This is a genomic window from Clostridium sp. AF17-21AC (assembly GCF_003461365.1).
Classification (GTDB): Bacteria; Bacillota; Clostridia; order Lachnospirales; family Lachnospiraceae; genus Coprococcus; species Coprococcus ammoniilyticus.
Map to the genome: position 1 here is coordinate 49,786 of NZ_QTWY01000003.1, position 25,763 is coordinate 75,548.

The window sequence follows — 25,763 nt, forward strand, 5'->3', positions numbered from 1 at the left end:
GCTCATTTTATTTGAATCTTATAAACATGTATGATCATTATATTTATTATTACTTTTATACAATATGAAAGATACATTACATATTAGTTTAACAACTAATATTCAAACAAATAATATTATGATCATACATGTTTATACACTTTCAATTAGTACGACAGCATGATCTGTATTGTATTTTCTACTTATCATAGTCCCGAAGTGCTTCTTTATACTTCTTCAGCTCATCACGGACGATCGCTGCCATTTCAAAGTTCAGGTCAGCGGCTGCCATGTTCATCTTCTTTGTCAGCTTATCGATCATTGCTTTCAGCTCTTTCTTTGTCATGGATTCAATATCTTTCTCTGCATCCACAACCGGTTTATCTTCTGTGACTTCATTTGTAATAAGATCACGGATACTCTTCTGGATCGTCTTCGGTATGATCCCATGTTCTTTATTATATGCATCCTGTATCTTCCGGCGTCGATTCGTCTCCGAGATCGCATGCTTCATGGAATCCGTCATGGTATCCGCATACATGATAACATGACCTTCTGAATTTCTCGCAGCACGTCCGATCGTCTGGATCAATGAAGTCTCCGAACGCAGGAAGCCCTCTTTATCTGCATCCAGGATAGCCACCAGTGTGATCTCCGGAATATCAAGTCCCTCACGAAGGAGGTTGATACCAACTAATACGTCAAATACACCCATTCTGAGATCGCGCACGATCTCTACACGCTCCATTGTATCAATATCGGAATGAAGATATTTGACCTTAATGCCATTCTCACGCAGGAAATCTGTCAGATCCTCTGCCATACGTTTTGTAAGTGTTGTAACCAGAACCTTGTGTCCCTGTTCTGTCTCTTTCAATATCTCTGACATCAGGTCGTCGATCTGTCCTTCTACCGGACGGACATCCACCGGTGGATCCAGCAATCCGGTCGGCCGGATGATCTGTTCAGCCCGGAGCAGCTCGTGCTCTGCTTCATATTTGGATGGTGTCGCCGATACAAATAACACCTGATCTAACTTCGATTCAAATTCTTCAAAATTCAACGGACGGTTGTCCAATGCGGATGGCAGACGGAATCCATAATCTACCAGATTCTGTTTTCTGGAACGGTCACCTGCATACATTCCTCCGACCTGCGGAATCGTCATATGCGACTCATCTATGATCAACAGGAAATCATCACCGAAGAAATCCAGCAATGTACTCGGAGTCTCCCCGGATTCTCTGCCGGATAATGGCCCTGAATAGTTCTCGATACCGGAGCAGAAGCCTGTCTCCCGCATCATCTCTATATCAAAATTTGTCCGTTCTTCAATCCGCTGCGCTTCGATCAACTTATCATTTTCCTTAAAATACTGTACCCGTTCAGCCAATTCCGCTTCGATCTTTGTAAGTGCACGCTCCAGCTTCTCATGTCCGACAACATAATGAGAAGCAGGAAAGATACAGGTAAAATTCAGGCTGCGCCTGATCTCTCCGGTCAACGGATCAAATTCACAGATACGGTCAATCTCATCACCAAAGAATTCAACCCGCACAGCATCTTCAAATGTCGATACCGGAAGAATCTCCAGCACATCCCCGTGTACACGAAATGTTCCACGGTGGAAATCCATATCATTTCTGACATACTGGATATCCGTCAGTTCATCGATCACCATATCCCGATCCTTGATCATTCCGACACGGAGCGACAGCATCTGCTCCCGATATTCATCCGGATCACCGATACCGTAAATACAGGATACCGAGGATACGACCACAACATCTTTTCTGTCTATCAATGCCGCAGTTGCGCTGTGACGCATCTTATCAATATCATCGTTGATCGCAGAATCCTTCGCTATATAAGTATCAGTCGATGCCACATATGCTTCCGGCTGATAATAATCATAATATGAAACAAAATATTCTACCGCATTTTCCGGAAAGAATTCCTTCATTTCCGAATACAACTGTGCCGCCAACGTTTTGTTATGCGCAAGCACCAGCGTCGGTTTATTCAGTTGTGCTATTACATTTGCCATGGTAAATGTCTTACCGGAACCGGTTACACCTAACAGGGTTTCAAACTGGTTTCCCTCTTTAAATCCATCCACCAGCTCTTTGATCGCCTGCGGCTGATCACCGGTCGGCTGATATTCTGATACTAATTTGAAATGATCCATTATGTTCTCCTGATATATCTATCTAAATACAATCAATATTCTTATTATTGTTCTCTGTCTAATATATCATTCCATTTAAAAAAAGTACAGAGCAAATCGAATATTTGTTCTTTATTCTATAAGAACCTTCCGCTTCCCACTGTGTCATCCGCAAAGCGGATTTAAAAACCATGCCATCCATGGTATACTATGTCTTATCAAAAAAATGAACGAGGTGTAACATGAGCGCAATCGTAACATTAAAGAAGGGCGAGGGCAGAACCATCAAAGCCGGCGGCGCCTGGATTTATGACAATGAAATAGATACCATCATGGGAAGTTTTGAAAACGGAGATATCATCATTGTAAAAGACTTTGACGGATATCCGATGGGAAAGGGATTTATCAATACGAATTCCAAGATCACTGTCCGTATGCTGACACGTCACGTCGATACCGAGATCAATGAAGATTTCTTCCGCATGCGTCTGCAGGCAGCATGGGATTATCGTAAGAAAACCGTAGATACAAGCAGCTGCCGTATCGTATTTGGCGAGGCAGACTTCCTGCCCGGTATTGTGATTGACAAATTTGAAGATGTGCTGGTCGTTGAGTCACTTGCACTTGGAATTGACAGAGTTAAAAATTTGTTAATAAATATTTTAAAAAATGTCCTTAAATCGGATGGTATAATAATCAAAGGTGTTTATGAGCGTAGCGATGCTAAAGTTAGAATAAATGAAGGGATGCAGCCATTCAAGGGATTCATTGGGGATGAATTCGACACGAACGTGGAAATTATTGAAAATGGCGTACACTATATTGTTGACGTAAAAGACGGTCAGAAGACCGGCTTCTTTCTTGACCAGAAATACAACCGACTTGCGATCCAGCGTCTTTGTAAGGATGCAAAAGTTCTTGACTGTTTCACACACACAGGCTCTTTTGCGCTGAATGCCGGAATTGCCGGTGCCGCAAGCGTACTGGGTGTAGATGCTTCCGCACTTGCGGTCAGACAGGCACAGGAAAATGCAAAGCTGAACCACCTGGAGGATTCGGTTACATTTATCTGTAAAGATGTCTTTGATCTGCTTCCTGAACTGGAAGAACAGGGCGAGAAATTCGACGTTGTAATTCTGGATCCACCTGCATTTACAAAATCACGCAACTCAATTAAAAACGCTGTAAAAGGTTATCGGGAAATAAATCTGAGAGCCATGAAGCTCGTTAAAGATGGCGGCTTTCTTGCCACCTGTTCATGCTCCCATTTCATGGACTATGAACTCTTTACAAAAACCATCGGACAGGCTGCTTCCAACTCTCACAAACGACTGAGACAGGTTGAATTCCGTACTCAGGCTCCTGATCATCCGATTCTGTGGGCTGCAGATGAATCATACTATCTGAAGTTCTACATATTTCAAGTAACCAGCGACAAATAGCTGGAGTTTCAGAGATTGGTCCTCTGTCATTTATCTTACTTGTAATACTTTTGGGAGGTAAACATGAAGCTAATACAGAGAAATAGGGATGCAGCATATCTACAGTATGATAAATATGTCGATTTCGACAATCCCATGGTTATGGAGAAGGCTATGGATCTTACCAAAAACTGCAGATCTGTTTACGAAAAAATAGAAACCATATATTATTTTGTCAGAGATGAAATTGATCACACCTGGGACGCCAAAGATTCCACGATCACAATCTCTGCGTCAGATGTTCTGGAAAAGAAAACCGGCATCAGCTATTCAAAGGCAAATCTGTTAGCCGCACTGATGCGTGCAAACGGTATTTACACCGGATTCTGCTACCAGAGGATCAAACGATTCACATATGATAACAAGCTGGCACTTCATGCACTGAATGCGGTATTTGAACCGGATGTCAAGAAATGGATCCGCTTGGATGCCAGAGGAAACAATTACCAGTTTCAGGCTGATTTCTCGATCAACGAACGACATCTTGGATATGAGCTCCGACCGGAGCTTGGTGAATTTGAATTCGATGATCTGATCGCGGTTCCCCTTCCATCGACAATGGCCGTTCTGGAAAAGAGCACAAATGCGATCAAAATGTACTATAACGATCTGCCGGACTACAACGATTAATATCATATTATACAAAATCATCGGTCCTGCCGACCGACAGTTTTTCCTGATCATTCTAAAAACTGTTCTGTTGGCGCGGTCGATGATTTTTTATGTCTATCCGAAATGTTTTCCGTTGATTTTTCCGGTATCGCAGGGTTTAATTTCCTGTTGTCTTATGGTAGAATTATACACAGTTAAAAATTTTACGAAAAGGGGTTACCGATATGAGTAATGTCACAATTATGAATCATCCTTTGATCAAACACAAAATATCAATGTTAAGAAACGAGAACACCGGAACAAATGAATTCCGTACACTTGTAGAAGAAATCGCTATGCTTATGGGCTACGAAGCACTTCGTGATCTGCCTACAGAAGATGTAGAGATCAAGACTCCGATCGAAACCTGCAAATCTCCTATGATCGCAGGCAAGAAGATGGCAGTTGTACCGATCCTCCGTGCCGGGCTTGGCATGGTAAGCGGCATCCTTGCTCTGGTTCCATCAGCAAAGGTTGGACACATCGGGCTCTACAGAGACCCGGAGACACACGAGCCGCATGAGTATTACTGTAAACTGCCGGATCCGATCGAGCAGAGAACAATCCTTGTTGTTGATCCAATGTTAGCAACCGGCGGTTCCGGTTCCGAAGCTGTTTCATTTATCAAACAGCACGGCGGCAAGAATATCAAATTCATGTGTATCATCGCTGCTCCCGAAGGTCTGGAAAGACTTCAGAAGGATCACCCGGACATCCAGATCTATGTTGGTCAGCTTGACAGATGCTTAAATGAAAATGCTTACATCTGCCCGGGTCTCGGTGATGCCGGCGACAGAATTTTCGGAACAAAATAACAGGAAGGCTTACATTATGAGATATATACACGAGCTTCGCGAAGGCGAAATGGTTTCAGAGGTTTACCTCTGCAAAAACAAGATCACAGGAAAGACAAAATCAGGTAAATCCTACTATTCTCTGCAACTGGTAGATGCCAGCGGAACAATGGATGGTAAGATCTGGGAACTGAACAGCGGAATTGGACATTTTGAATCCATGAACTATGTTAAGGTTGACGGCCAGGTTACCTCATTTAACAACACTCTCCAGTTGACAATTAAGAAGATCCGTATCGCTGAAGAAGGGGAATACGATATCAACGACTATATGCCATGCACGAAGAAAAATGTCGATGAAATGTTTGACAAGCTGCTTGGCATTATCGCAACGATCGAAAAGCCTTACTACAAAAAGCTTCTGGAAAGCTTCTTTGTAGAGGACAAAGCTCTTGCAAAAGAATTCAAAAAACATTCGGCTGCCAAATCCATTCATCATGGATTTGTCGGTGGTCTGTTAGAGCACACTCTGGCAGTTACCAGCATGTGTGACTACTACACTACATACTACCCGATCTTAAATCGTGACCTGCTCCTGACTGCTGCCATGCTTCATGACATCGGCAAGGTCTATGAGCTTTCAACATTCCCGGAAAACGATTACACAGATTCCGGTCAGTTACTTGGTCACATCGTAATGGGTACTATGATGATCCGCGACAAGATTCGTGATTCTGTTCCGGAATTTCCTGCAAAGGAAGCAAACGAACTGGAGCACTGTATCCTCGCCCACCACGGCGAACTGGAATACGGCTCTCCAAAGAAGCCTGCCCTGATCGAAGCACTTGCATTATCATTTGCCGATAATACAGATGCCAAGATCCAGACATTCATGGAAGCATTAGACAGCAAGGACGAGACCGGCTGGCTTGGTTACAATAAAATGATAGAAAGTAATATCCGCAGATCTACAAAATAAAGGATACGATATTTATTTTATGGAACTTAAAAAGAACAGTATATATACAATAGAAATAACGGACATGGGAAATGAGGGAGAAGGCATCGGCCATCTCTCTCTTTCTGATGTAGCAAATAACAAAACAGGCACAGACATTTCCACGAAAGCTTCATCCGAAGATGGAAATAACGTGCAGAATATCACTGTATTTGTCAAAGATACGGTAATCGGTGATGTAGCCGAGATCTCAATCATGAAGGCAAAGAAATCGATCGCCTACGGACGGCTGGTTCGCCTGATCACACCATCCCCTTACCGCGTAACTCCGGTCTGCCCGGTCGCAAAGAGCTGTGGCGGATGCAGTCTTCAGCACATTTCCTATGAGAAACAGCTGGAATACAAATGGAACAAGGTAAGAGAATGTCTGCGCCGGATCGGCAAGATTGAGAATCCCGATACTCTGATGGAACCGATCTATGGTATGAAAGAACCATACCACTATCGAAATAAAGCACAGTTTCCGGTTGGCAGAGACAAAAACGGCAATATCGTGATCGGCTTTTATGCCGGCAGAACCCATTCAATCATCGATTCCGATACCTGTGCGATCGGTGCAGAAGTAAACGATCAGATTCTGCCGATCATCCGTGCATTTCTCACGGAATATAACATTTCCACTTATAACGAAACAACCGGACAGGGTCTGGTACGTCATATTCTGACCCGTGTCGGGTTTACAACCGGCGAAGTTATGGTCTGTCTCATCGTAAATGGAAAAAAACTACCTCATGCAGATGAACTCATCTCCCGTCTGACAAAAATTTCCGGAATGACTTCAATCTGCCTGAACATCAATACAGAAAAAACAAATAAGATTCTTGGGCCAACCTGCAAAACACTGTGGGGCAGTCCATACATCACAGATTATATCGGCAATGTAAAATACCGGATCTCACCTCTGTCCTTCTATCAGGTAAACCCTGTGCAGACTAAGGTACTTTATGAAAAAGCATTGGAATATGCAGATCTGAACGGTGAAGAAACTGTCTGGGATATGTACTGCGGCATCGGAACCATTTCCCTGTTCCTTGCTCAGAAAGCAAAACAGGTATACGGTGTGGAGATCGTTCCCCAGGCAATTCTGGATGCCCGTAAAAACGCGGAACTTAACGATATCCACAACGTCGAATTCTTTACCGGAAAAGCGGAGGAAGTCGTTCCTGCCATTTACGAAAAAGGCGGCGATGGTTCCCAGGCAGATGTCGTCGTTGTCGATCCACCAAGAAAAGGCTGTGACAAGGTACTCCTTGACACCCTGATCCGGATGAATCCAAAACGGCTTGTCTATGTAAGCTGCGATCCCGCAACCCTTGCCCGTGACATCGCCATCCTCACTCCCGCCGGCTACCACCTCGAAAAAGTCGCTGTCGTCGACCAATTTGGCCACACCGGGCATTGTGAAAATGTTTGCTTGCTGTCGAAGAAACTTTGAGCTTATGGGGGTTAGCGGGCTTTTTTGAAGATTATGTATCTGTGTTTTTAACAGAAAAAATGTAGATAGAAAATAGAAATTTAAGAGGGGTGCCAAAATTTGCGAAAACACCAGACATGCGCCGGAATAGTATAGGCCTCCAGACGTGTGCGAATAATATATGTTTCTTTAGAAAAAATCGAATGAATTAAGAAAGGCCATAAGAAGGATGAGTAAGAAAAAAGAAATTATTTCTTTGATAATAGGTTTTGTGGGAGCTGTGGCTGGATTGTATGGTGTTATGTCATTTAACCGGTTCGTATTGATGTCATTACCGATAGGAATAAGAATGGTATGTATGATTCTGACTTACTGGTTAATTGCATTGATTCCAGCCATAGTTATGATTGTTAATAAAGACAAGTTGACAGATTATGGGTTTAGCAAAGAGAAAATAGGAATGCAGATTATTGTTGGCATCCTAATTGGAACTGTAATGTCGGTTTTGCTGACATTAATACCACATCAAATTGGTTTTGGTGAATTTGTAGATAGTGGAAAAAGATATAAATACCTATGGCAATTCATTTATGAATTCTTTTATTGTATATTTGCAATTGGTCTTGTTGAAGAGTTTGTATTCAGAGGATTCATTTTTGAAAAAATCAAACGTGTTGCTGGTAAGGATATCATAGCAGTTATTATTTCATCAATCTTTTTCGGGGTGTTTCATTTCTTCAGTGGAAATCTTGTACAAATGGTTATGACAGCGTGTATAGGAGCATTTTTCTGTTTTTGCAGATTAAAGATTAAAAATAGTTCTACTTTATCCTTGATCATTGGACATGGTGTATATGATGCATTAATTACTGTTTTCGCATCTGCTTTGTTATGAGGTTTCCGACCATTGCCACATGGTTTTTGGATTTGGAATCTCTTGATTCGATTATAGCTTTATGATAAAATATCCGAAAATGCGGAAAATATAGAAGGATATTATAGTATGAACATATATGAAAAAATCTTTGCCAGACTAGAAGAATTACATATGAGCCAAATTGAATTATCACGAAGAACTGGTATTGCTACCAGTACAATCAGCGACTGGCGTAAGAAAAAGATTAATCCACAGGCAGATAAATTGGTTTCTATTTGCAAGGCTCTAGATATGTCACTTGTGGATTTGCTTTGTGATGAGAAAGTAGTAGAGCAATCAATCGAAACAGACTTTGTGTCTGATGGTCAACATATTATTGAATTATTTATGGACTCAGATTTAGAAACAAAAAGAAGATTACTAAGATATTTTGAATTGATTGAAATCTGCAGAGAAATCAATCAGGAAAATGAGTTAGAAAATATTAAGCGAAATGTTTCAGTTATTCAGGATGCTGACGGCAACAATATTGTTATGATTAACGATATTGCATTTAAAGGAAAACGTTCTGTAGAGTGGAGTGATGTTGAAAAATATCTTAGGCAGTATGTGGGAGACATTTATCGAATAGCTGAAACAGAAGATATTATTTATATCGGTACAGATCTTCCTGATGAATATTCTGGCTCAAATTACACAAAGCATATAAAGGGAACTATTGCTAAAGCGAAAGCCAATGCTGCGCAGGCTATCCCAGAGATGATAGAAATCGCAACATCAAAGACTTTTGAAGATAATAAGAAAAATAAGCACAGCAGACACGCAAAAAATGGATGGTACCGTTATGACACAAGATTTGCATTGCCAGTATATGATGAAAATGGAGATGTTGAGCGATACAATGTATTCAGTGCGAGAATATTAATTAGACATGCATCTTCAGGAAAAATGTACTTGTATGATGTCTTGAAAATAAAAAAAGAAACGAGCAAGTCCTGTCAGGAATAATCCCTACCCGGTGAAAACCCATTTCCTTTATGATGCTATGGTACAATAAGAAATGCTATTTGTCAATCCGAATATTCAAATGAACCACAGGAGATACAACAATGTTATACATCATGCGACATGGAAAAACAGACTGGAATGCCATGCGGAAACTACAAGGTCGGACAGACATTCCATTAAATGAAGAAGGACGCCAGATGGCGGAGCATGCCAGAACAGAATATGCCGATATCCATTTTGATATCTGCTACTGCTCTCCCCTTATCCGAGCAAAGGAAACAGCCGAGATCGTATTAAAAGGGCGGAACATTCCGATCATAACGGACGACCGGTTAAAAGAAATGAGTTTTGGCAGCTATGAAGGAACCGCAAACTGCATAACTACTCCCGGCTGTCCAATAAAAGATCTCTTTCTTGATCCGGCAAACTATAAAGTTCCAAAGGATGGTGGAGAAAGCTTTGAACAGCTATTTGCGAGAACAGGAGAATTCCTGAAAGAGGTTGTAAAACCACAATTAGACGAAGGAAAAGATGTCCTGATTGTCGGACATGGAGCTATGAATTCCAGTATCATCTGTCAGGTCAAAGGGATCCCGTTGTCAGAATTCTGGAGCGCAGGAATCGAGAACTGCAAACTGAAACGCATACTATAAATATCATTTATAAATCCAAACAAAAGCAACACATTTCATTCAATAGCAAATGAGGAGATATTTGAAAATGAAGACCTACAACTTCTATGGTTGGGAACAGGCAACCGTTCCTGCCATAACAAACAAGTATAAAGGAATCCATACACCACAGGATCTGTATGACAGATTATCTGATATCTGGTGCGCTGATACTTGCGCATCAAGACTGCGTGATGGCTGGACACCGGAGAATAAAACTTTGGGGCAGTGTTCTATCACAGCATTTCTGGTTCAGGACATCTTTGGCGGCAAGGTGTATGGCATCCTGCGTCCCGGCGGAAACTATCATTGCTATAACGATGTCAACGGTCATATATTTGACCTGACCAGTGAACAGTTTGGTGATGAGACTCTTTCTTATAAGAACAATCCTGAGCAGTTCCGTGAAGTACATTTTGCAAAAGAAGAAAAACGTTTAAGATATGAATATCTGAAACAACAACTGGCATGCTTAAACCAGCAATCCACTTGCTGATTTTCGTAAGATCAGGTATGCTGAAAAATAAATATGACATCTGAGAAAGGAACCCGGACTATGATAGGTTTAATCGTTGCTCGTTCAAAAAATAATGTAATCGGAAAAAATGGACAGATCCCATGGCGGATCAAAGGAGAACAGAAACAGTTTAAAGAACTGACAACAGGGAATACTGTGGTTATGGGACGTAAGTCATATGAAGAGATCGGACATCCTCTCCCGAACCGAATGAATATCGTTGTATCAAATACTGCCAATTACTCCGGCGAAAACCTGCTTACCGTTCATTCTTTACAGGAAGCTCTTGATGCTGTAAAAGAGGGAAATGTCTATATCTCCGGTGGATACGGGCTGTTCAAAGAAGCACTTCCATTGGTTGATACCATGTATATCACAGAAGTTGATACTGTCGTTGAAGACGGAGATGTCTTCTTCCCAGAATTCAACGCAGATGAATTCGATATTACAACCGGTGAATCCGGCGGTGACGACATTACATTTACCCGTATGACCTACACCCGCAAGAAACTGTAAACAAGGACAACCCATATGAATACACAGACAACAAATGAAAATCCTCTCGGCTCTCAGCCCGTAAAAAAATTATTAATGCAATTTGCTATTCCAAGTATAGTAGCCATGCTGGTTAGCTCTCTTTATAACATTGTTGACCAGTTTTTCATTGGGCGAAATGTCGGCGAACTTGGTAATGCTGCGACCAATATTTCATTTCCACTTTCCATATCCTGTATCGCGATCGCTCTGCTGTTCGGCATCGGCGGCGCATCTGCTTTTAATCTGGCTATGGGAAAAGGAGAAAAGGAAAAAGCTGTTTATTATATCGGCAATTCCGCTGTTATGCTCTTTGGCTGTGGTGTGATTTTAACTACGATCACCCTGCTGTTCTTAGAGCCTCTGCTCCGCTTCTTTGGATCTCCCGACAATGTACTTTCCTATGCAAAAACTTACACAGGCATTGTTGCAATCGGATTTCCTTTTCTGATCCTCACAACCGGAAGCGGTCATCTGATCCGAGCTGATGGGAGACCGAAGATCAGCATGATCTGTAACCTCACCGGAGCCGTGATCAATACGATCTTAGATGCACTGTTTGTATCCGTTCTTCAGATGGGTATGGCAGGTGCAGCCATCGCAACCGTTATCGGTCAGGTAATCTCCGCCGGTCTTGTCATCTGGTTTTTATCCCACTGCAAGACTGTAACGATAAGAAAAAAACATCTCCGCATCAGCAGATCGATCATAGCAAGAGTCTCATCCCTTGGTACTGCTCCTTGCAGCAACCAGCTTGCCATGATGATCGTACAGATCATTATGAACAAATCTCTCAAATACTATGGCTCCCTTTCTATCTATGGCGAAGCAATCCCTATCGCCTGTGCCGGAATCATCACAAAAGTAAACCAGGTATTCCTATCCCTGATCATCGGTATATCACAGGGCTTACAGCCGATCACCAGCTATAACTATGGTGCAGGGAAATACAAACGGGTGAAATCTGCCTATCTGTTTGCTTCTACCTGTGGATTTGTGATCGTGCTTATTGCATTTCTGCTGTTCCAGTTTGTGCCAAGGCAGATCATATCCATTTTCGGAAACGGCTCCGAAAGCTACTTTCAGTTTTCAATCAGCTATTTTCGTATTTTTCTGTTCTTTACGTTTATAAACTTTATGCAGCCGATCACTTCGAACTTCTTTACATCGATTGGCAAACCGAAAAAAGGAACATTCCTGTCATTGACCAGACAGATCCTGTTCCTTCTACCATTATTAATTATTCTGCCGCTTTTTATGGGCATTGATGGCATTATGTATTCTGGTCCAATCGCCGATGGACTTGCCGGAGCGGTCGCCATTTTCATGGTCTGGAATGAATTCCGCACCAGGCCTTTCCGCTAAAGAGGTTGTTGTTGTTCAACCTCTACTTTTTGCCATGATATTTTGGCTCTGCTGGTATGGCCATATACAAAGACCGTTCCGTTTTCTGCTCGGATTTGCACGCTTATTGCCAGCAGTCGCCCAAACTCACCCTTACGGGTTCAGACATGGGCTTGGTGCTGACAGCTAGTGCAAACCTCACAACGAAAACTTCACTGATGTCTTATGTATATATCCATACCAGCAGAGCCAAAATATCACAACTATAAATAACACAAGAATCATCAACAACCTCTTTTTTACTCACACATCGGGAAACGGACAATAAAGCGGGTGCCGATCTCCGGACGGGAAACGACCTGAATCGTGCCGGAATGAGCATCGATGATCCATTTGGCGATAGACAAACCAAGGCCGGAACCGCCGGTCTCGCCATTTCTCGCTTCGTCCGACCGGTAGAATCGTTCAAAGATATGAACGACATCTGACGATTCCATTCCGATTCCCTCATCCTGTATCATATAACTAACATAACCGGATTCCAGCATAACTCCTAATATAATATCCGCATCATCCGAAGAATACTTTGCCGCATTCTGTACAAAGATCCGGATGGACTGTTTGATCATGGCTATATCACCTGTCATATATGCAGGATCTGTTCCACGGAACAGATAGCGGTGCTTCCCATCGATCATCTGGGATTCCTCCCAGACCTCACTGACCATCTGATTCAGATCCAGTTTCACTTTATTCAAGGTATTTCTTCCGCTGTCACCCCGCGCAAGGAACAGAAGCTGTTCTACCAGTTCTTTCATATGCTGGGACTCATTCTTAAGGGCTTCGATGGATTCTGTCAGAACCTTTTCATCCTCTTTTCCCCATCGATCCAGCATATTCACATATCCCTGGATCACAGCAATAGGTGTCCGAAGCTCATGTGACGCATCCGATACAAACCGTACCTGCCGCCTTTCATTTTCTTTCATATTCCGAAGCAGATTATTCAATGCGATCTCGATACTTTTCAGTTCCTTGTCACCGGTATGGATTCCCTGTTCGGCATCATCCGGAGAAATATGTGATATTGCCTGTTCCAGATGAGCCATCTGATCCCGAGCGATCGTTTCTGTCGTCTTCGAATCAGAATGCTTCTTCCGATCCTCCATACCATTTTGCTCAAATGACATCTTACTGATCTGTTCTGCTTTTACCGCCAGATCATTTAACGGCTTCAGCTTTCTTCTGACAACAGAAGTCCGGAATAACGCAAAGAACAACACAAATCCCTCTGCCGATAACAGTATGATTCCCGGCACAGCTGCCAGATCCCTTACATCCCGAAAATCATATGCATATGATTTCCGGTCACTTCCATCGATCACATATTCCAGTGTATGCTTTTCTTGATTGACATTAAAATAATAATGCTCACCTGTTACCTGATCCGGAAGCTTTGTTGTACACCAGTACATCCATGTTCCCATAATAAGAAGGGCAATGATAATATTGATTCCTATTACATTGCCCACTTCCTTCAGCCAGAAGCTGATATTTATTTTTCTCGCAATCGAGGTCACTCTCTTATTTTCATTCATCTGTGATACCTTTTCTTCTACATTCTTACATCCATACATGCACAGCTCTGGCTCGCGCCCTGCTCTCAAAAACAAATATTTCATGTATGCATTGCGAACTAATCAAGATGGCAATTCCACGCACTGTATTCAAAGCAGACATCCGACGATATCCTGCAGCCTTTATGCCAGTCTGTATCCTTACGATTCTCGGATCACATATCCAACCCCACGGACAGTTGTGATCAGCTTGATCCCAAACCGGTCATCAATCTTCGTACGAAGATAACGGACATATACGTCTATGATATTTGTCTCACCGACATACTCATAACCACAGACAATATTCATCAGCTTTTCCCGATCCATGACGATATTCTTATTCTCCATCAGCGTATGCAGCAGTTCAAATTCCCGATTGGTAAGCTCCACCGGTTCTCCCGCCACCATAACCTCATGCCGGTCAGTATCCAGGCTGACTCCATGGATCTCTAGCTTATGTGTCTCCTGCCGGTCTGTGCTTTTCCGCTTCAGCGCTACACGGATACGAGCCAGAAGTTCTTCGATCGCAAATGGCTTCGTAATGTAATCATCCGCTCCCGCATCCAGCCCGGACACCTTGTCCATTACCGCATCCCTTGCAGTAAGCAGCAGGATCGGTACATTATTTCCTTCTTTACGAATACGGCGAAGAACCTCCAGACCATTTAGCCTTGGAAGCATAACATCCAGCACGATCAGGTCAGCATGTTCTGATAGTGCCAGATCCAGACCTGTCCGCCCGTCAAATGCCTTTATTACTTCATAGCCTTCATGAACCAATTCCAGCTCTACAAATCTGGCAATCTTTTCTTCATCCTCTACAATCAAAATCTTCCGGCTCATCTCTACTCCTTGTTGTGACGATTTATTTTAAGGGAGTATCTTGAGTACCTATGTCCATATTCTGACATACTATTATTCCGCAAGACGCTCTCGCTCTGTTGCTCATGTAACGGTTCTAACCGCTCCACTCCGTGGATCGCTAAGTACCGACATTCGCAAAGGCTTGCTGCATAATAGTATATCAGAACATGGACAATGTATTTTCGTTTCATGTCCCTTAAAATAAATCTGTGTATTGTAAATTAATCTCTCACATTAGTTCTTGTTAATGTCTGTCTTAATAGTTTCTACCGTATCCGCAACCTTGTCACAGGCACTGTTCAAATCTACATTGATATTGTCGATTCCTGCGAAATGGTATCTGCATTCACAGAATAAACCGACCACTAATAATGGAATCGTGATCCAGAATGCGAAGATGATCGCAAGTATCAATACCAGAACAGGTACATTCACCATAGTGCTGCCGCGTCTTTCTATGATGAACTTGGAATCCACGCTTTTCTTTAAAAGTCTTCCACACCAGGAAAAAAACTGATCCATCATCTGACCAAAGGTCTTTTTATTGCAGTCTCTGGTATATTCCTGCTGTGCCTGTTCGAATTCTGTTGATGTTTGCTGTGCCTGTTCCGTCGTGTAACTGGTTACCTCCGGTGCTTTCACCTTACCGTTCTTTTCCAGATAAATGATCGCATCCAGCACATCATAATTCGTTGCTTCCAAAGCTGCCTTGGCTTCTTCATAGCTGACACCTGTTTTTTCTCTTATCTTTTCTACTTTTTCTAAATTATCCATATCTTTTTCCTTCTTTCTCTATTCTCTCCTCAGCTGATGGTTTTACTATACCAGCCACGAATTAATCTAAAATAGGAGAAAGATTAAAATCAGATTAATAAATTAACCTTCTATTTCAATGCAGCTTTCTCGATCGAATAGCTTCCGATCAACTCATCATCTTCATCATAAACAGCAAATTCACCAGTCAGCGTTGTCATTGCTTTCACGTCGGACACGTCACAGAATAAGGTTGCATATGTATGCCCCATTGCATCTGCCACATAAGAAATTTCCTCTTCTTTTCCATTTACAAGAACTGTGTCAAATGTTGCCTGTATCTTTTTATCCGTTTTATTGTAAACCTCAAATGCCAGTACTTGTTCTGCGTCATCGCCATCACTGTCATTCTCAATTCCAATATAAGATACTGTAACCTTGTCATTATCAAGAATCGTTACAGCTCCCTCTTTTACGGTATATTCCTTTGTATCATCTTTTTCATTTGAAAGGGCAACGTCATCGATCTCATATGTACCGATCGTATAACCTTCCATGTCATCCACACATACAATACCAGTCAAAGCAGCCGGCGCTGCATCACAATCCACCAGACAAATCTGATCCTCACTTGTCTGTGCTTCCACATCCAGGCCAAACATTGGCTGAAGCGTCTCTCCATCAACCACTACATCACTGAAATACACATTTACCATCTGATCATCCGATTTATTTGTAATCGTAAACATCATTCCATGAACTTCCGGATCATATCCATTATATACCAGTGCAATCTGATCATTATCCAGCACTTCTACTGCAACCGTTCCATCCTCTGCCGTTGTTATCTCTTCGGAGGTCTGCTGCTTTTTATCTCCGCATCCGGATACAAGCCCTGCCAGAATACACAAACCTGCCGCCAGAATACAATGTCCTCTTTTCATAATCATTTATCCTCCACATTTCTTTCAAAACCAGAACCCATCCGCTTTATCCTTAACCGATGCGCCCTATTATAAAACAAAACCGCACCCCGTATATCCCAGGCAGTCACCATAACCCGGTACAAACACAGGTTCTGGTTCGTTGCTTACACACAATAAGGATATACAGTGTGCAGTTTCATTATTTTTTATTCTTCCGTCTTCTGTTCGTCTAAAACTGTAATGTCAATACCAAGCTCTTTGAGCTGAGCCTCATCCACATAGTCCGGAGCATTTGTCATCAGGCAGGATGCATCCTTTACCTTAGGAAATGCGATCACATCACGGATAGAATCCTGTTTTGCCATAAGCATGACCAGACGATCCAGACCATAAGCCAGTCCTGCGTGAGGTGGTACTCCATATTTGAATGCGTCTAACAGGAAACCAAATCTTTCATACGCCTGTTCCCTTGTAAATCCAAGACATTCAAACATCTTCTCCTGAATATCATCCTGATGGATTCTGACAGATCCACCACCAATCTCGTTACCATTTAATACGATATCATAGGCCTTTGCACGAACCTTACCCGGATCTGTATCAATGATCGCCAGATCCTCTTCCATCGGCATAGTAAATGGGTGGTGCATAGCTGTGAAACGGTTCTGTTCATCTGACCACTCAAGAAGTGGAAATTCTGTGATCCATACGAATTCAAATACATTCTTGTCAAGCAGTCCCATCTGGTCTGCAAGGTGGCAGCGGAGTGCTCCAAGTGTATCCCATACAACCTTGTTCTTATCTGCTGCAAATAACAGCAAGTCTCCCGGTTCACCGGAAAGTGCTGCTACGATATTGTTCATCTCATCTTCAGTCATAAACTTTGCAAAAGATGACTTGTAAGTGCCATCTTCATTAATGGCAATATATGCAAGACCTTTTGCTCCGTATGTCTTTGCAAATTCAACCAGAGCATCAATCTTCTTACGAGGCATTGTTCCCTGTCCCTTTGCATTGATACCACGGACAGATCCGCCATTTTCAAGTGCACCTGTAAATACGCCGAATCCACAGCCCTTAACAACTTCGCTGATATCCTTTAATTCCATACCAAAACGAAGATCCGGCTTATCAGAACCGAAACGGTTCATTGCTTCGATCCATGTCATACGGCGGATTGGAAGTTTTACATCTACATCCAGAATCTCCTTGAATAATTTTGCAAGAAGTCTTTCATTTACATCAATAACGTCATCCACATCTACGAAGGATAACTCCATATCCATCTGTGTGAACTCCGGCTGTCTGTCTGCACGAAGATCCTCATCACGGAAACATCTTGCGATCTGGAAATAACGGTCATAACCGGAGCACATCAGAAGCTGCTTGTAGATCTGTGGAGACTGTGGTAATGCATAGAATGTACCCGGATGGATACGGCTTGGTACGAGATAATCTCTTGCGCCCTCCGGTGTTGACTTACATAACATAGGTGTCTCAATCTCAAGGAAACCTTCATTTGCCATGAACTGTCTGGCAATAGTCATAACCTTGCTCTTCATAACCAGATTTCTCTGAAGATCCGGTCTTCTCAGATCCAGATATCTGTATTTCAAACGTAATTCTTCTTTTGTCTTGCTGTTCTCTTCGATCGGGAATGGAGGTGTCTCGGCCTCTGATAAGATACGAAGGGAAGTTGCCACAACTTCAATATCTCCGGTTGTCAGATTCTCATTTACTGCACCGGCACGCTTGCAGACGGTACCTTCGATCGCTGCTACAAACTCACTCTTAAGCTTTGTTGCTTTCTCAAAGCACTCGCTTCCGCATTTGGATTCCTCAAATATGATCTGAAGAATACCGCTTCTGTCTCTGAGATCGACAAATATGATTCCACCTTTATTTCTGCTCTTCTGAACCCAGCCCATTACGGTTACTTTCTGTCCTTCAAGAGCGTTTGAAACCTCTGCACATCTGTGGGAACGCTTCAATCCCTGCATTGATTCTGCCATTTTTCTATATCCTCCTATGGTTCTTATCTTTCTTCTAATACACTTGCAAGCTGATCCAGCGCAATCTCGGTCTGCTCGCCCGTTTCCATATTCTTGATACGACCGGTATTGGTCTCTAATTCATTATCACCAATAATGATCGTGTATCTCGCATTTAATTTATTTGCATATTTCATCTGCGCCTTTACGCTTCGATTCATGTAATCTGTCTCTACGATATAACCGGCCAGACGAAGATCATATACCAGCTTGTACGCTTTTGCCTTTGCGGAATCACCCATGATGCCGACATATAAATCAATCGGTTTTTCCGGCGCGAGATTGATATTTTCTTTCTCAAGGAAATACAAGATTCTTTCAATTCCCATACCGAATCCAACAGATGGCTGTGCCTCTTTTCCATCAATCTCATATACCAGATTGTCATATCTTCCCCCACCGCATAAGGTGAAGCCCTCTTTATTTACGAATTCAAATACTGTCTTTGTATAGTAATCCAGGCCACGAACGATTCCGGTGTCAACCTCAAATGGAATCTCAAGCTCTGTCAGAAGTCTCTGAAGCTCCTTGAAATGAGCATCGCATTCTTCACACAGATAATCAATTGTTCTTGGAGCATCCTTTACGATCGCCTTACAACCCGGCTCTTTACAGTCGATTACACGAAGCGGATTCTTAACCATACGCTCTTTACAGGTATTGCAGAGTCCTTCTTCATGACCTTTCAGATAAGAAATCAGTGCATCATTGTACACTTTCTTACATTTTGGACATCCGATACTGTTGATATGCAGTTTTGCATCTGACAGACCAATCTGTTTGATGAGAGTTGATACCAGTGTCATAACCTCTACTTCTGCCATTGGATTTGGAGATCCGACAAACTCAACGCCAAACTGGTGATGCTGACGAAGTCTTCCGCTTTCCGGCTTCTCATAACGGAACGCCGGCGTGATATAGAACATCTTAATTGGCTGTGGTTCTGCATATAATTTATTCTCAACATAAGCACGGATCGCACCTGCTGTACCTTCCGGCTTCAATGTGATACTTCTTCCACCTTTATCAACAAAGGTGTACATTTCCTTCTGTACTACATCGGTTGTCTCTCCAACACCACGCTGGAACAGCACCGTATGCTCAAATACAGGTGTGATTACTTCCTTTATATTGAATTTCTCACACAGATTTCTCGCCATTGCTTCTACCTGTGTACGTGTTCTCATCTTGTCACCGAACCAGTCACTGGTTCCTCTTGGTGCCTGGGTTATCATATTCCATCCTCCATCTATTGTTCATATTTTTATACTATACATCAACTGATCCGTGATTCATAGCTCCCTTTTAAAATTAACTGAATCTCATCTAAAATATCAGTTGTATTTATAATTCTCTGAAATGCGAGAAATACTTTCATGTCAAAATGCCGCACCTCATCGATCACCATCAATAATGCGATCTTGGGTTCAAATGCTTTCCGGTATGCACGGTCACTGATCAGCGCGACAAATACATCACACACACGAATAATCCTTGCTCCGATCGGGATCTCCTCTCCCTGAAGACAGTACGGATAACCGGAACCATCATAGTTCTCGTGATGATACAGAATAATATCTGCAATATCATCCCCGTAGCCTTCTTGCCTTGCGATATCTGCCCCAAGCTTCGCATGAAGTCTCACATACCGCATTTCCTCAATCTTCATGGAATTGCCACGGCCATATATATACGGTGTGATGCGGAGCTTTCCGATATCATGGATCATACCGGCAACTGCGATCTTATGAATCTCTTCTTCCGGGAGCCCCAGTTCTCTGGCAAGCTCCGAAGACAACCGGCTGACACACATTCCATGACGGATGGCATCATCCAGATCCTGTTCATAGTATTCTGTTTCTTTATCTGTGTCTAAGTTTATAACTTTATCTGTCATTTTGCAAACGCCTGCTTTTTTCTGTCAATCATTTCATCAATTCTTGCGATATAATCGTCTACACTCTTACAATTTTCCACACGGTCGATCCGGTTTCCTGTGATCGTCTCTCCTGTAACCGGATCCAGATCTCCCTCCCGGCGGATCAGCTTGCTGGAGCTTCCCGCACCGATTCCTATAATGTCTGTCCGTTCTTCCATAATCAGAATATTATAGAGACATTCCAGTCCATGTCTTGCATATCCGACATTTTCCAGATTTCCCGCCATATTCTTCTGTCTGTACAGATAATATGGTGCAAGTCCCAGTTCTTCTGCGGCCTGTCCAACCAGTGACAACTGCTCATCCACATCACCTGCAAAGCTGTATTTGTCCATCTCCTGTTTCAGATGCGCTGCCCGTTTGATCGCAAGTGTGTGAACCGTAAGGCTCTCCGGTGCAAGCTTCTTCACCTTTTCCAGTGTCCGCTTCACCATCTCTGCATCTTCACCCGGAAGACCTACGATCAAGTCCATATTGATATTGTCAAAGCCAGCTTCTCTGGCTCTCATAAATGCTTCTTCTGCCTGCTCCGGTGTATGTGCTCTTCCGATCAGCTTCAGTGTCTCTCCATTCATCGTCTGCGGATTGATACTGATACGATCAACGCCATGCGCTTTCATCACCTGCAGCTTATCTGCTGTCGTACTGTCCGGACGACCTGCTTCGATCGTATATTCCCGAACCTGCGACAAATCAAAATGCTTCTCGATCATGCTGCACAGACGATCCATCTGCTCTGCACTGATCGAAGACGGCGTACCGCCACCAATATAAATGGATGCCAGTTTCTTCTCGGTATAACTTTCCGCAATATACTCCATTTCCTTTTCCATTGTATCCAGATAAGCATCGACCTTATCCTTATAAACACCGATCGGATAAGAGGTAAAGGAGCAGTACAGACATCTCGTCGGACAAAACGGTATGCCGATATACAGGCAGTATTCATTTCGCTCATCGATCGTCTCGATAATTGCTTTCTCACGTCTGGCGATCTTCACACAGGCTTCTGCCTTTTCCCGGCTTGCCACATAAGTTTCCTGATACAGCTTTTGTATCTCCTCATCTGTACATCCACGTTCTACCGCTTCCATTGCAATCTTCACCGGACGTACGCCGGTCAGACTACCCCATGGCAGAACTCTTCCGGTTCTCTCTGACAACATCCGGTACATGGCACGCTTCAGAACATTACGGAATATCTTTCTGTCATGATAATCCTGATCGATCACGATATCCGGTTTTCCACAGACTTCTCTCGCAGACCAGTCCTGCTGTTTATCCTCAGAAGCTCCTTCTGATTTCACATCCAGACCGCCATCCTTCATCCAGATCTTTGTCTGACCTTCTGCAAATTCTGCCACAAGGGTTGCAGCAACATCTGCCCCAAGTTCAGGCTTCTTTTCTATATTCTCCGGTGTGATGATCTTCACACCCATGTAAAACGCCATGAGGATCACTCTCAGGTCATTATTATAATCTTCTACATTCTGAATCAGACAAATCATGTCAACCAAGTTCCTTATCGTTATTTATGAAAAAAATGGATTGCATTTTCTTTCTCTGCCAATCCTTGAAGTTCCGTTATGTCCCGGATACACAGCTGTTTCCTCCGGTAATACAAGAAGCTTCGTCTCGATCGCCTCTAACAGAGCCTGTTCATTTCCGGTTGGAAAATCCGATCTGCCAACTGACGATGCAAATAATGTATCTCCGGTAAACAGCAGATGTTCTTCTGCGAAATAATAACACATGCCACCTATCGTATGTCCCGGCACACTGATACACCGTACCACAGTTCCTAGAACTGCAACCTCCTGTCCATCCTGCAGATAAATATCCGCTGATGTTTCAAGCGGATGACCAAACACCGCAGACAGATTTCCTGTCCTGCTCTCAAGCACCTGCTTCTCGTCCTCGGAAGCATATGCCTTTACTCCTGTCAGTTTTCTCAGATCATCCAATGCTCCGATATGATCATAATGTCCATGTGTCAGGAAGATTCCTACACAGGCAAGTCCTGCATCTGTCAGACTCCTATAAATAAAATCTGCATTATCTGCCGGATCAACTACGATTGCTTCCTTTGTTTCTTTATTACTTACGATATAACAATTGGTTCCCAAATCACCCAACTGATATAATTTCACTTCTAATTCTGCCATCCGGATCTCCTATCCCACTGTTCTCTCTATATCAATAATGCTCTCCACATTTCGTATCTTTGCAATGATCGTATTCAACTGGTCGACCGATTTGATCGAGAAGCTGATCGTGATTGTTGCCTTACCCTGCTTGCTTGTACGGCTGTTAATACTGTTTACACTGATATTTGCCTCACTTAAGATTTTCGTTATATCAAAGAGGATTCCGCTTCTGTCATCCGCATAGATATTGATTTCTGTAAGGTAAGTATTCTCTGCAACTGCATCCTGCTGCCATTCCGCATCAATGATCCTGTTTCTGTCTTCCTCGCTCATACAGAGCACATTAACACAGTCTGTACGATGGATCGAGATGCCTCGTCCTCTGGTGATAAATCCGATGATCTCATCACCCGGTACCGGTGAACAGCATTTGGAGAAACGAACCGCTACATCATCTGCACCCTTTACGATGATTCCACCCTGTCCGTGGGAGGAATGCGGTGCCCGCTTCAGTGCATATGCCTCCAGAATTTCCTTGTCATCCGGCTGTTCCGTATGATCCTTGTTGTATTCCTCGATCAGCTTGTTGACAACCTGACCTTCCTTGATTCCCCCATGACCAACAGCCGCCATTGTAGCTTCCCAGTCATTGAAATTATATTTTTTATAGACACGTTCCTGATATTCCGGCTTGGAATACAGGGAGTAATCCAGTCCCTTTGATTTACAGTATGCAAGGATCAGTTCCTTACCGCGGCTGATGTTCTCATCCTTAAACTGATGCTTGAACCACTGATTGATCTTCGTCTTTGCCTGTGCACTCTTTACGATATTCAGCCAGTCTCTTGATGGTCCTGCCGAATTCTGGGATGTTATGATCTCTACCCGGTCACCATTATTTAACTTGGTATCGATCGGAACCTGTCTTCCGTTAATCCGCGCACCCACCATCTTATTACCGACTGCCGTATGAATGGCATAAGCAAAATCGATCGGTGTCGATCCACTTGGCAGATTCTTGACATCACCTGCCGGTGTAAAGCAATATACCTGTTCTGCAAACAGATCCAGGTCTGTCTTAACGAAGTTCATGAACTCCTTATTATCTGAAGTATCTCTCTGCCACTCCAGAATCTGACGAAGCCATGATAACTTCTCCTCTTCCTTCTGCATAACCGTACCGGTTATGTTCTCTTTATATTTCCAGTGTGCAGCAATACCATATTCAGCCGTCCGGTGCATCTCAAATGTACGGATCTGTATTTCAAATGGCTGTCCCTCCGGTCCGATCAGTGTTGTATGAAGGGACTGATACATATTGGACTTTGGCATTGCGATATAATCTTTAAAACGTCCCGGAATCGGCTTGTACATCTCATGGATGATTCCCAGTGCCGAATAACAGTCCCGGACGGTCTCCACTTTAATCCGGACTGCAAAAATATCATAAATCTGATCCAGTGTCTTGTTCTGGTTCTTCATCTTCTTATAAATACTGAACAGATGCTTTACACGACCGTCGATCTCTGCATCCAGATGCGCATTGTCAATATGCTTCTTTACATCCGCAACGATACGTTTGATATAGGCTTCCCTTTCATGCATTCTCGCATCGATCTGTGCTGTCAGATCCTTATATACCTCCGGCATCAGATACTTCATGGACAGGTCATCCAGTTCTACCTTGATCTTGCTGATACCAAGACGATGTGCGATTGGTGCATAGATATCCATTGTTTCACGCGCTTTTTCCACCTGTTTCGCAGGAGACTGATACTGTAAGGTTCTTAAGTTATGCAGTCTGTCTGCCAGCTTGATCAGGATAACGCGAATATCCTTTGCCATCGATAAGAACATTTTTCTCAGGTTTTCTGCCTGTACCTCAATCTTATCCGTTGTCATCTTCAACTGGGTCAGTTTGGTAACACCTTCCACCAGAAATGCCACTTCTTCCGAGAACTCTGCTGCAATCTCCTCTGAAGTCATGACCGTATCTTCTACTACATCATGAAGGATTCCGGCAACGATCGTCTCCTTATCCAGCTCCAGTTCTGCAAGAATAATAGCAACACAGAGTGGATGCATGATATATGGCTCTCCCGACTTACGAAGCTGTCCTTCATGTGCCTTGGATGCCACCTTATATGCCTTCTCAATCATCGAAATATCTGTTGATGGATGATAGGTCAGGATCTTTTTGATCAGCTCCTTATACAGATCCTCCGGCGGAGTAAAATCCGCAGGTGTAGACAGATCGATATCCCGTTTTTCCCGCATTGGTTTATTCTCCATTGCACCCGCCTTTGCCGCAAGCTCTTTTAATTCATCCATGCTTCCTGCTTTATCTTTTACGTTTTCCATGATCTTCACCACTTTTCCCAATTCGAATTTTTCTGTCTTATTCTTCGATCATCACGGTAGCCGTCCGATTCCATCCACATACAGATACCGGCTCTTTTTCCGCATAAATCATATGATCATTTTTATTTGCCATCATAGCAGATAACAGACGCTACATCATATTTGGCAAGCCTCTCTCTGCCCTTTAAACCTGCAAGTTCGATCAAGAATATGATCTTTACCACTTTACCGCCAAGTTCTTCAACCAGCCTTGCAGCGGCTTCCATGGTTCCTCCGGTTGCAATCAGATCATCTACAAGGACAACCTTCTGTCCCGGTTTGATCGCATCCTTATGCATCTCGATCGTTGCACTGCCATATTCCAGATCATAAGATGCTTCAATCGTCTCCCTTGGTAACTTGCCTTTCTTTCTTACCAATGCAAATCCTTTTCCATTCTTATATGCAAGTGGTGTTCCAAAGATAAAGCCTCTGGACTCTGCTCCGGCTACTACGTCATAATCTACGCCTTCAAGCAGGTCATCTAATGAATCAATCGCCAGCTTCAATCCATCCGGATCTCCGATCACGCTTGTAATATCTCTGAAAATAATTCCCGGTTCCGGAAAATCCGGTATACTTGTAACGTATTCTTCTATCTTTTTCATA

General features: G+C 42.9%; 23 protein-coding genes. 11 read left to right on the forward strand and 12 right to left on the reverse strand.

Translation table 11 applies throughout. The features are described from left to right. Nucleotides 1–178: 178 nt before the first annotated feature. Nucleotides 179–2,167 (reverse strand): excinuclease ABC subunit UvrB, encoded by a 1,989-nt coding sequence (gene uvrB / locus DWW85_RS05380; RefSeq protein WP_117807834.1) that lies wholly within the window; start codon nt 2,165–2,167, stop codon nt 179–181. 221 nt (nt 2,168–2,388) lie between these two features. Here uvrB and DWW85_RS05385 point away from each other — a divergent pair, with 221 nt between their 5' ends. The 11 genes from DWW85_RS05385 (at nt 2,389) to DWW85_RS05435 (ending at nt 12,476) form a co-directional block, all read left to right on the forward strand. After that, nucleotides 2,389–3,588 carry a class I SAM-dependent rRNA methyltransferase gene (locus DWW85_RS05385; protein ID WP_117807836.1) on the forward strand — a complete coding sequence of 400 codons (1,200 nt, stop codon included), beginning with the start codon at nt 2,389–2,391 and terminating at the stop codon, nt 3,586–3,588. A 63-nt stretch (nt 3,589–3,651) separates the two neighbouring features. Beyond that, the gene (locus DWW85_RS05390; protein WP_117807838.1) at nt 3,652–4,257 is read left to right on the forward strand and encodes a transglutaminase family protein; all 606 of its coding nucleotides are present in this window, start codon (nt 3,652–3,654) and stop codon (nt 4,255–4,257) included. A gap of 206 nt (nt 4,258–4,463) precedes the next feature. Continuing rightward, on the forward strand, nt 4,464–5,093 hold the full coding sequence (gene upp, locus DWW85_RS05395) for a uracil phosphoribosyltransferase (protein WP_117807840.1): 630 nt from the start codon (nt 4,464–4,466) through the stop codon (nt 5,091–5,093). A gap of 16 nt (nt 5,094–5,109) precedes the next feature. Then, the gene (locus DWW85_RS05400) at nt 5,110–6,051 is read left to right on the forward strand and encodes an HD domain-containing protein (protein ID WP_021944344.1); all 942 of its coding nucleotides are present in this window, start codon (nt 5,110–5,112) and stop codon (nt 6,049–6,051) included. Between the two features lie 19 nt (nt 6,052–6,070). Further along, on the forward strand, nt 6,071–7,525 hold the full coding sequence (rlmD, locus tag DWW85_RS05405; RefSeq protein WP_117807842.1) for a 23S rRNA (uracil(1939)-C(5))-methyltransferase RlmD: 1,455 nt from the start codon (nt 6,071–6,073) through the stop codon (nt 7,523–7,525). A gap of 208 nt (nt 7,526–7,733) precedes the next feature. Then, entirely contained in the window at nt 7,734–8,399 is a 666-nt protein-coding gene (locus DWW85_RS05410) for a type II CAAX endopeptidase family protein (RefSeq protein ID WP_117807844.1), read from the forward strand. A 108-nt stretch (nt 8,400–8,507) separates the two neighbouring features. After that, entirely contained in the window at nt 8,508–9,389 is an 882-nt protein-coding gene (locus DWW85_RS05415) for a helix-turn-helix transcriptional regulator (RefSeq protein WP_117807846.1), read from the forward strand. Between the two features lie 101 nt (nt 9,390–9,490). Beyond that, nucleotides 9,491–10,042: a histidine phosphatase family protein gene (locus tag DWW85_RS05420; protein ID WP_117807848.1), complete on the forward strand. Its 552-nt coding sequence runs from the start codon at nt 9,491–9,493 to the stop codon at nt 10,040–10,042. A gap of 67 nt (nt 10,043–10,109) precedes the next feature. Further along, nucleotides 10,110–10,556 carry a hypothetical protein gene (locus DWW85_RS05425; RefSeq protein WP_226801043.1) on the forward strand — a complete coding sequence of 149 codons (447 nt, stop codon included), beginning with the start codon at nt 10,110–10,112 and terminating at the stop codon, nt 10,554–10,556. 60 nt (nt 10,557–10,616) lie between these two features. Beyond that, entirely contained in the window at nt 10,617–11,093 is a 477-nt protein-coding gene (locus DWW85_RS05430) for a dihydrofolate reductase (RefSeq protein WP_117807852.1), read from the forward strand. Nucleotides 11,094–11,108: 15 nt separating this feature from the next. Then, a complete protein-coding gene (locus tag DWW85_RS05435; RefSeq protein ID WP_117807854.1) occupies nt 11,109–12,476 on the forward strand; it encodes an MATE family efflux transporter in 1,368 nt (455 codons plus the stop codon). A 278-nt stretch (nt 12,477–12,754) separates the two neighbouring features. Here the strand turns inward: DWW85_RS05435 and DWW85_RS05440 are convergent, their stop codons facing one another. From DWW85_RS05440 to DWW85_RS05490, 11 genes are all read right to left on the reverse strand, one after another. Next, on the reverse strand, nt 12,755–14,092 hold the full coding sequence (locus DWW85_RS05440) for a HAMP domain-containing sensor histidine kinase (RefSeq protein ID WP_242996050.1): 1,338 nt from the start codon (nt 14,090–14,092) through the stop codon (nt 12,755–12,757). A 141-nt stretch (nt 14,093–14,233) separates the two neighbouring features. Then, nucleotides 14,234–14,917, reverse strand: a complete 684-nt coding sequence (locus tag DWW85_RS05445; RefSeq protein ID WP_117807856.1) for a response regulator transcription factor — start codon at nt 14,915–14,917, stop codon at nt 14,234–14,236. Between the two features lie 255 nt (nt 14,918–15,172). Further along, complete coding sequence (locus DWW85_RS05450; protein WP_117807858.1) at nt 15,173–15,712, reverse strand: DUF4342 domain-containing protein; 540 nt, start codon at nt 15,710–15,712, stop codon at nt 15,173–15,175. 110 nt (nt 15,713–15,822) lie between these two features. Continuing rightward, nucleotides 15,823–16,635, reverse strand: a complete 813-nt coding sequence (locus DWW85_RS05455) for a hypothetical protein (protein WP_117807860.1) — start codon at nt 16,633–16,635, stop codon at nt 15,823–15,825. A 188-nt stretch (nt 16,636–16,823) separates the two neighbouring features. Continuing rightward, nucleotides 16,824–18,629, reverse strand: coding sequence for an aspartate--tRNA ligase (gene aspS / locus DWW85_RS05460; protein ID WP_117807862.1), 1,806 nt, complete (start codon nt 18,627–18,629; stop codon nt 16,824–16,826). Nucleotides 18,630–18,652: 23 nt separating this feature from the next. After that, nucleotides 18,653–19,903 (reverse strand): histidine--tRNA ligase, encoded by a 1,251-nt coding sequence (gene hisS / locus DWW85_RS05465; RefSeq protein ID WP_117807864.1) that lies wholly within the window; start codon nt 19,901–19,903, stop codon nt 18,653–18,655. A gap of 41 nt (nt 19,904–19,944) precedes the next feature. Further along, the gene (locus tag DWW85_RS05470; protein ID WP_117807866.1) at nt 19,945–20,565 is read right to left on the reverse strand and encodes an HD domain-containing phosphohydrolase; all 621 of its coding nucleotides are present in this window, start codon (nt 20,563–20,565) and stop codon (nt 19,945–19,947) included. Next, nucleotides 20,562–22,115 (reverse strand): coproporphyrinogen dehydrogenase HemZ, encoded by a 1,554-nt coding sequence (gene hemZ / locus DWW85_RS05475; protein ID WP_117807868.1) that lies wholly within the window; start codon nt 22,113–22,115, stop codon nt 20,562–20,564. The genes DWW85_RS05470 and hemZ overlap by 4 nt, the downstream gene beginning before the upstream one ends. A gap of 24 nt (nt 22,116–22,139) precedes the next feature. Then, nucleotides 22,140–22,772, reverse strand: coding sequence for an MBL fold metallo-hydrolase (locus DWW85_RS05480; RefSeq protein ID WP_117807870.1), 633 nt, complete (start codon nt 22,770–22,772; stop codon nt 22,140–22,142). Between the two features lie 9 nt (nt 22,773–22,781). Next, nucleotides 22,782–25,046 carry a bifunctional (p)ppGpp synthetase/guanosine-3',5'-bis(diphosphate) 3'-pyrophosphohydrolase gene (locus DWW85_RS05485; RefSeq protein WP_334296762.1) on the reverse strand — a complete coding sequence of 755 codons (2,265 nt, stop codon included), beginning with the start codon at nt 25,044–25,046 and terminating at the stop codon, nt 22,782–22,784. A 191-nt stretch (nt 25,047–25,237) separates the two neighbouring features. Next, the gene (locus DWW85_RS05490; protein ID WP_117807871.1) at nt 25,238–25,762 is read right to left on the reverse strand and encodes an adenine phosphoribosyltransferase; all 525 of its coding nucleotides are present in this window, start codon (nt 25,760–25,762) and stop codon (nt 25,238–25,240) included. Nucleotide 25,763 lies beyond the last annotated feature (1 nt).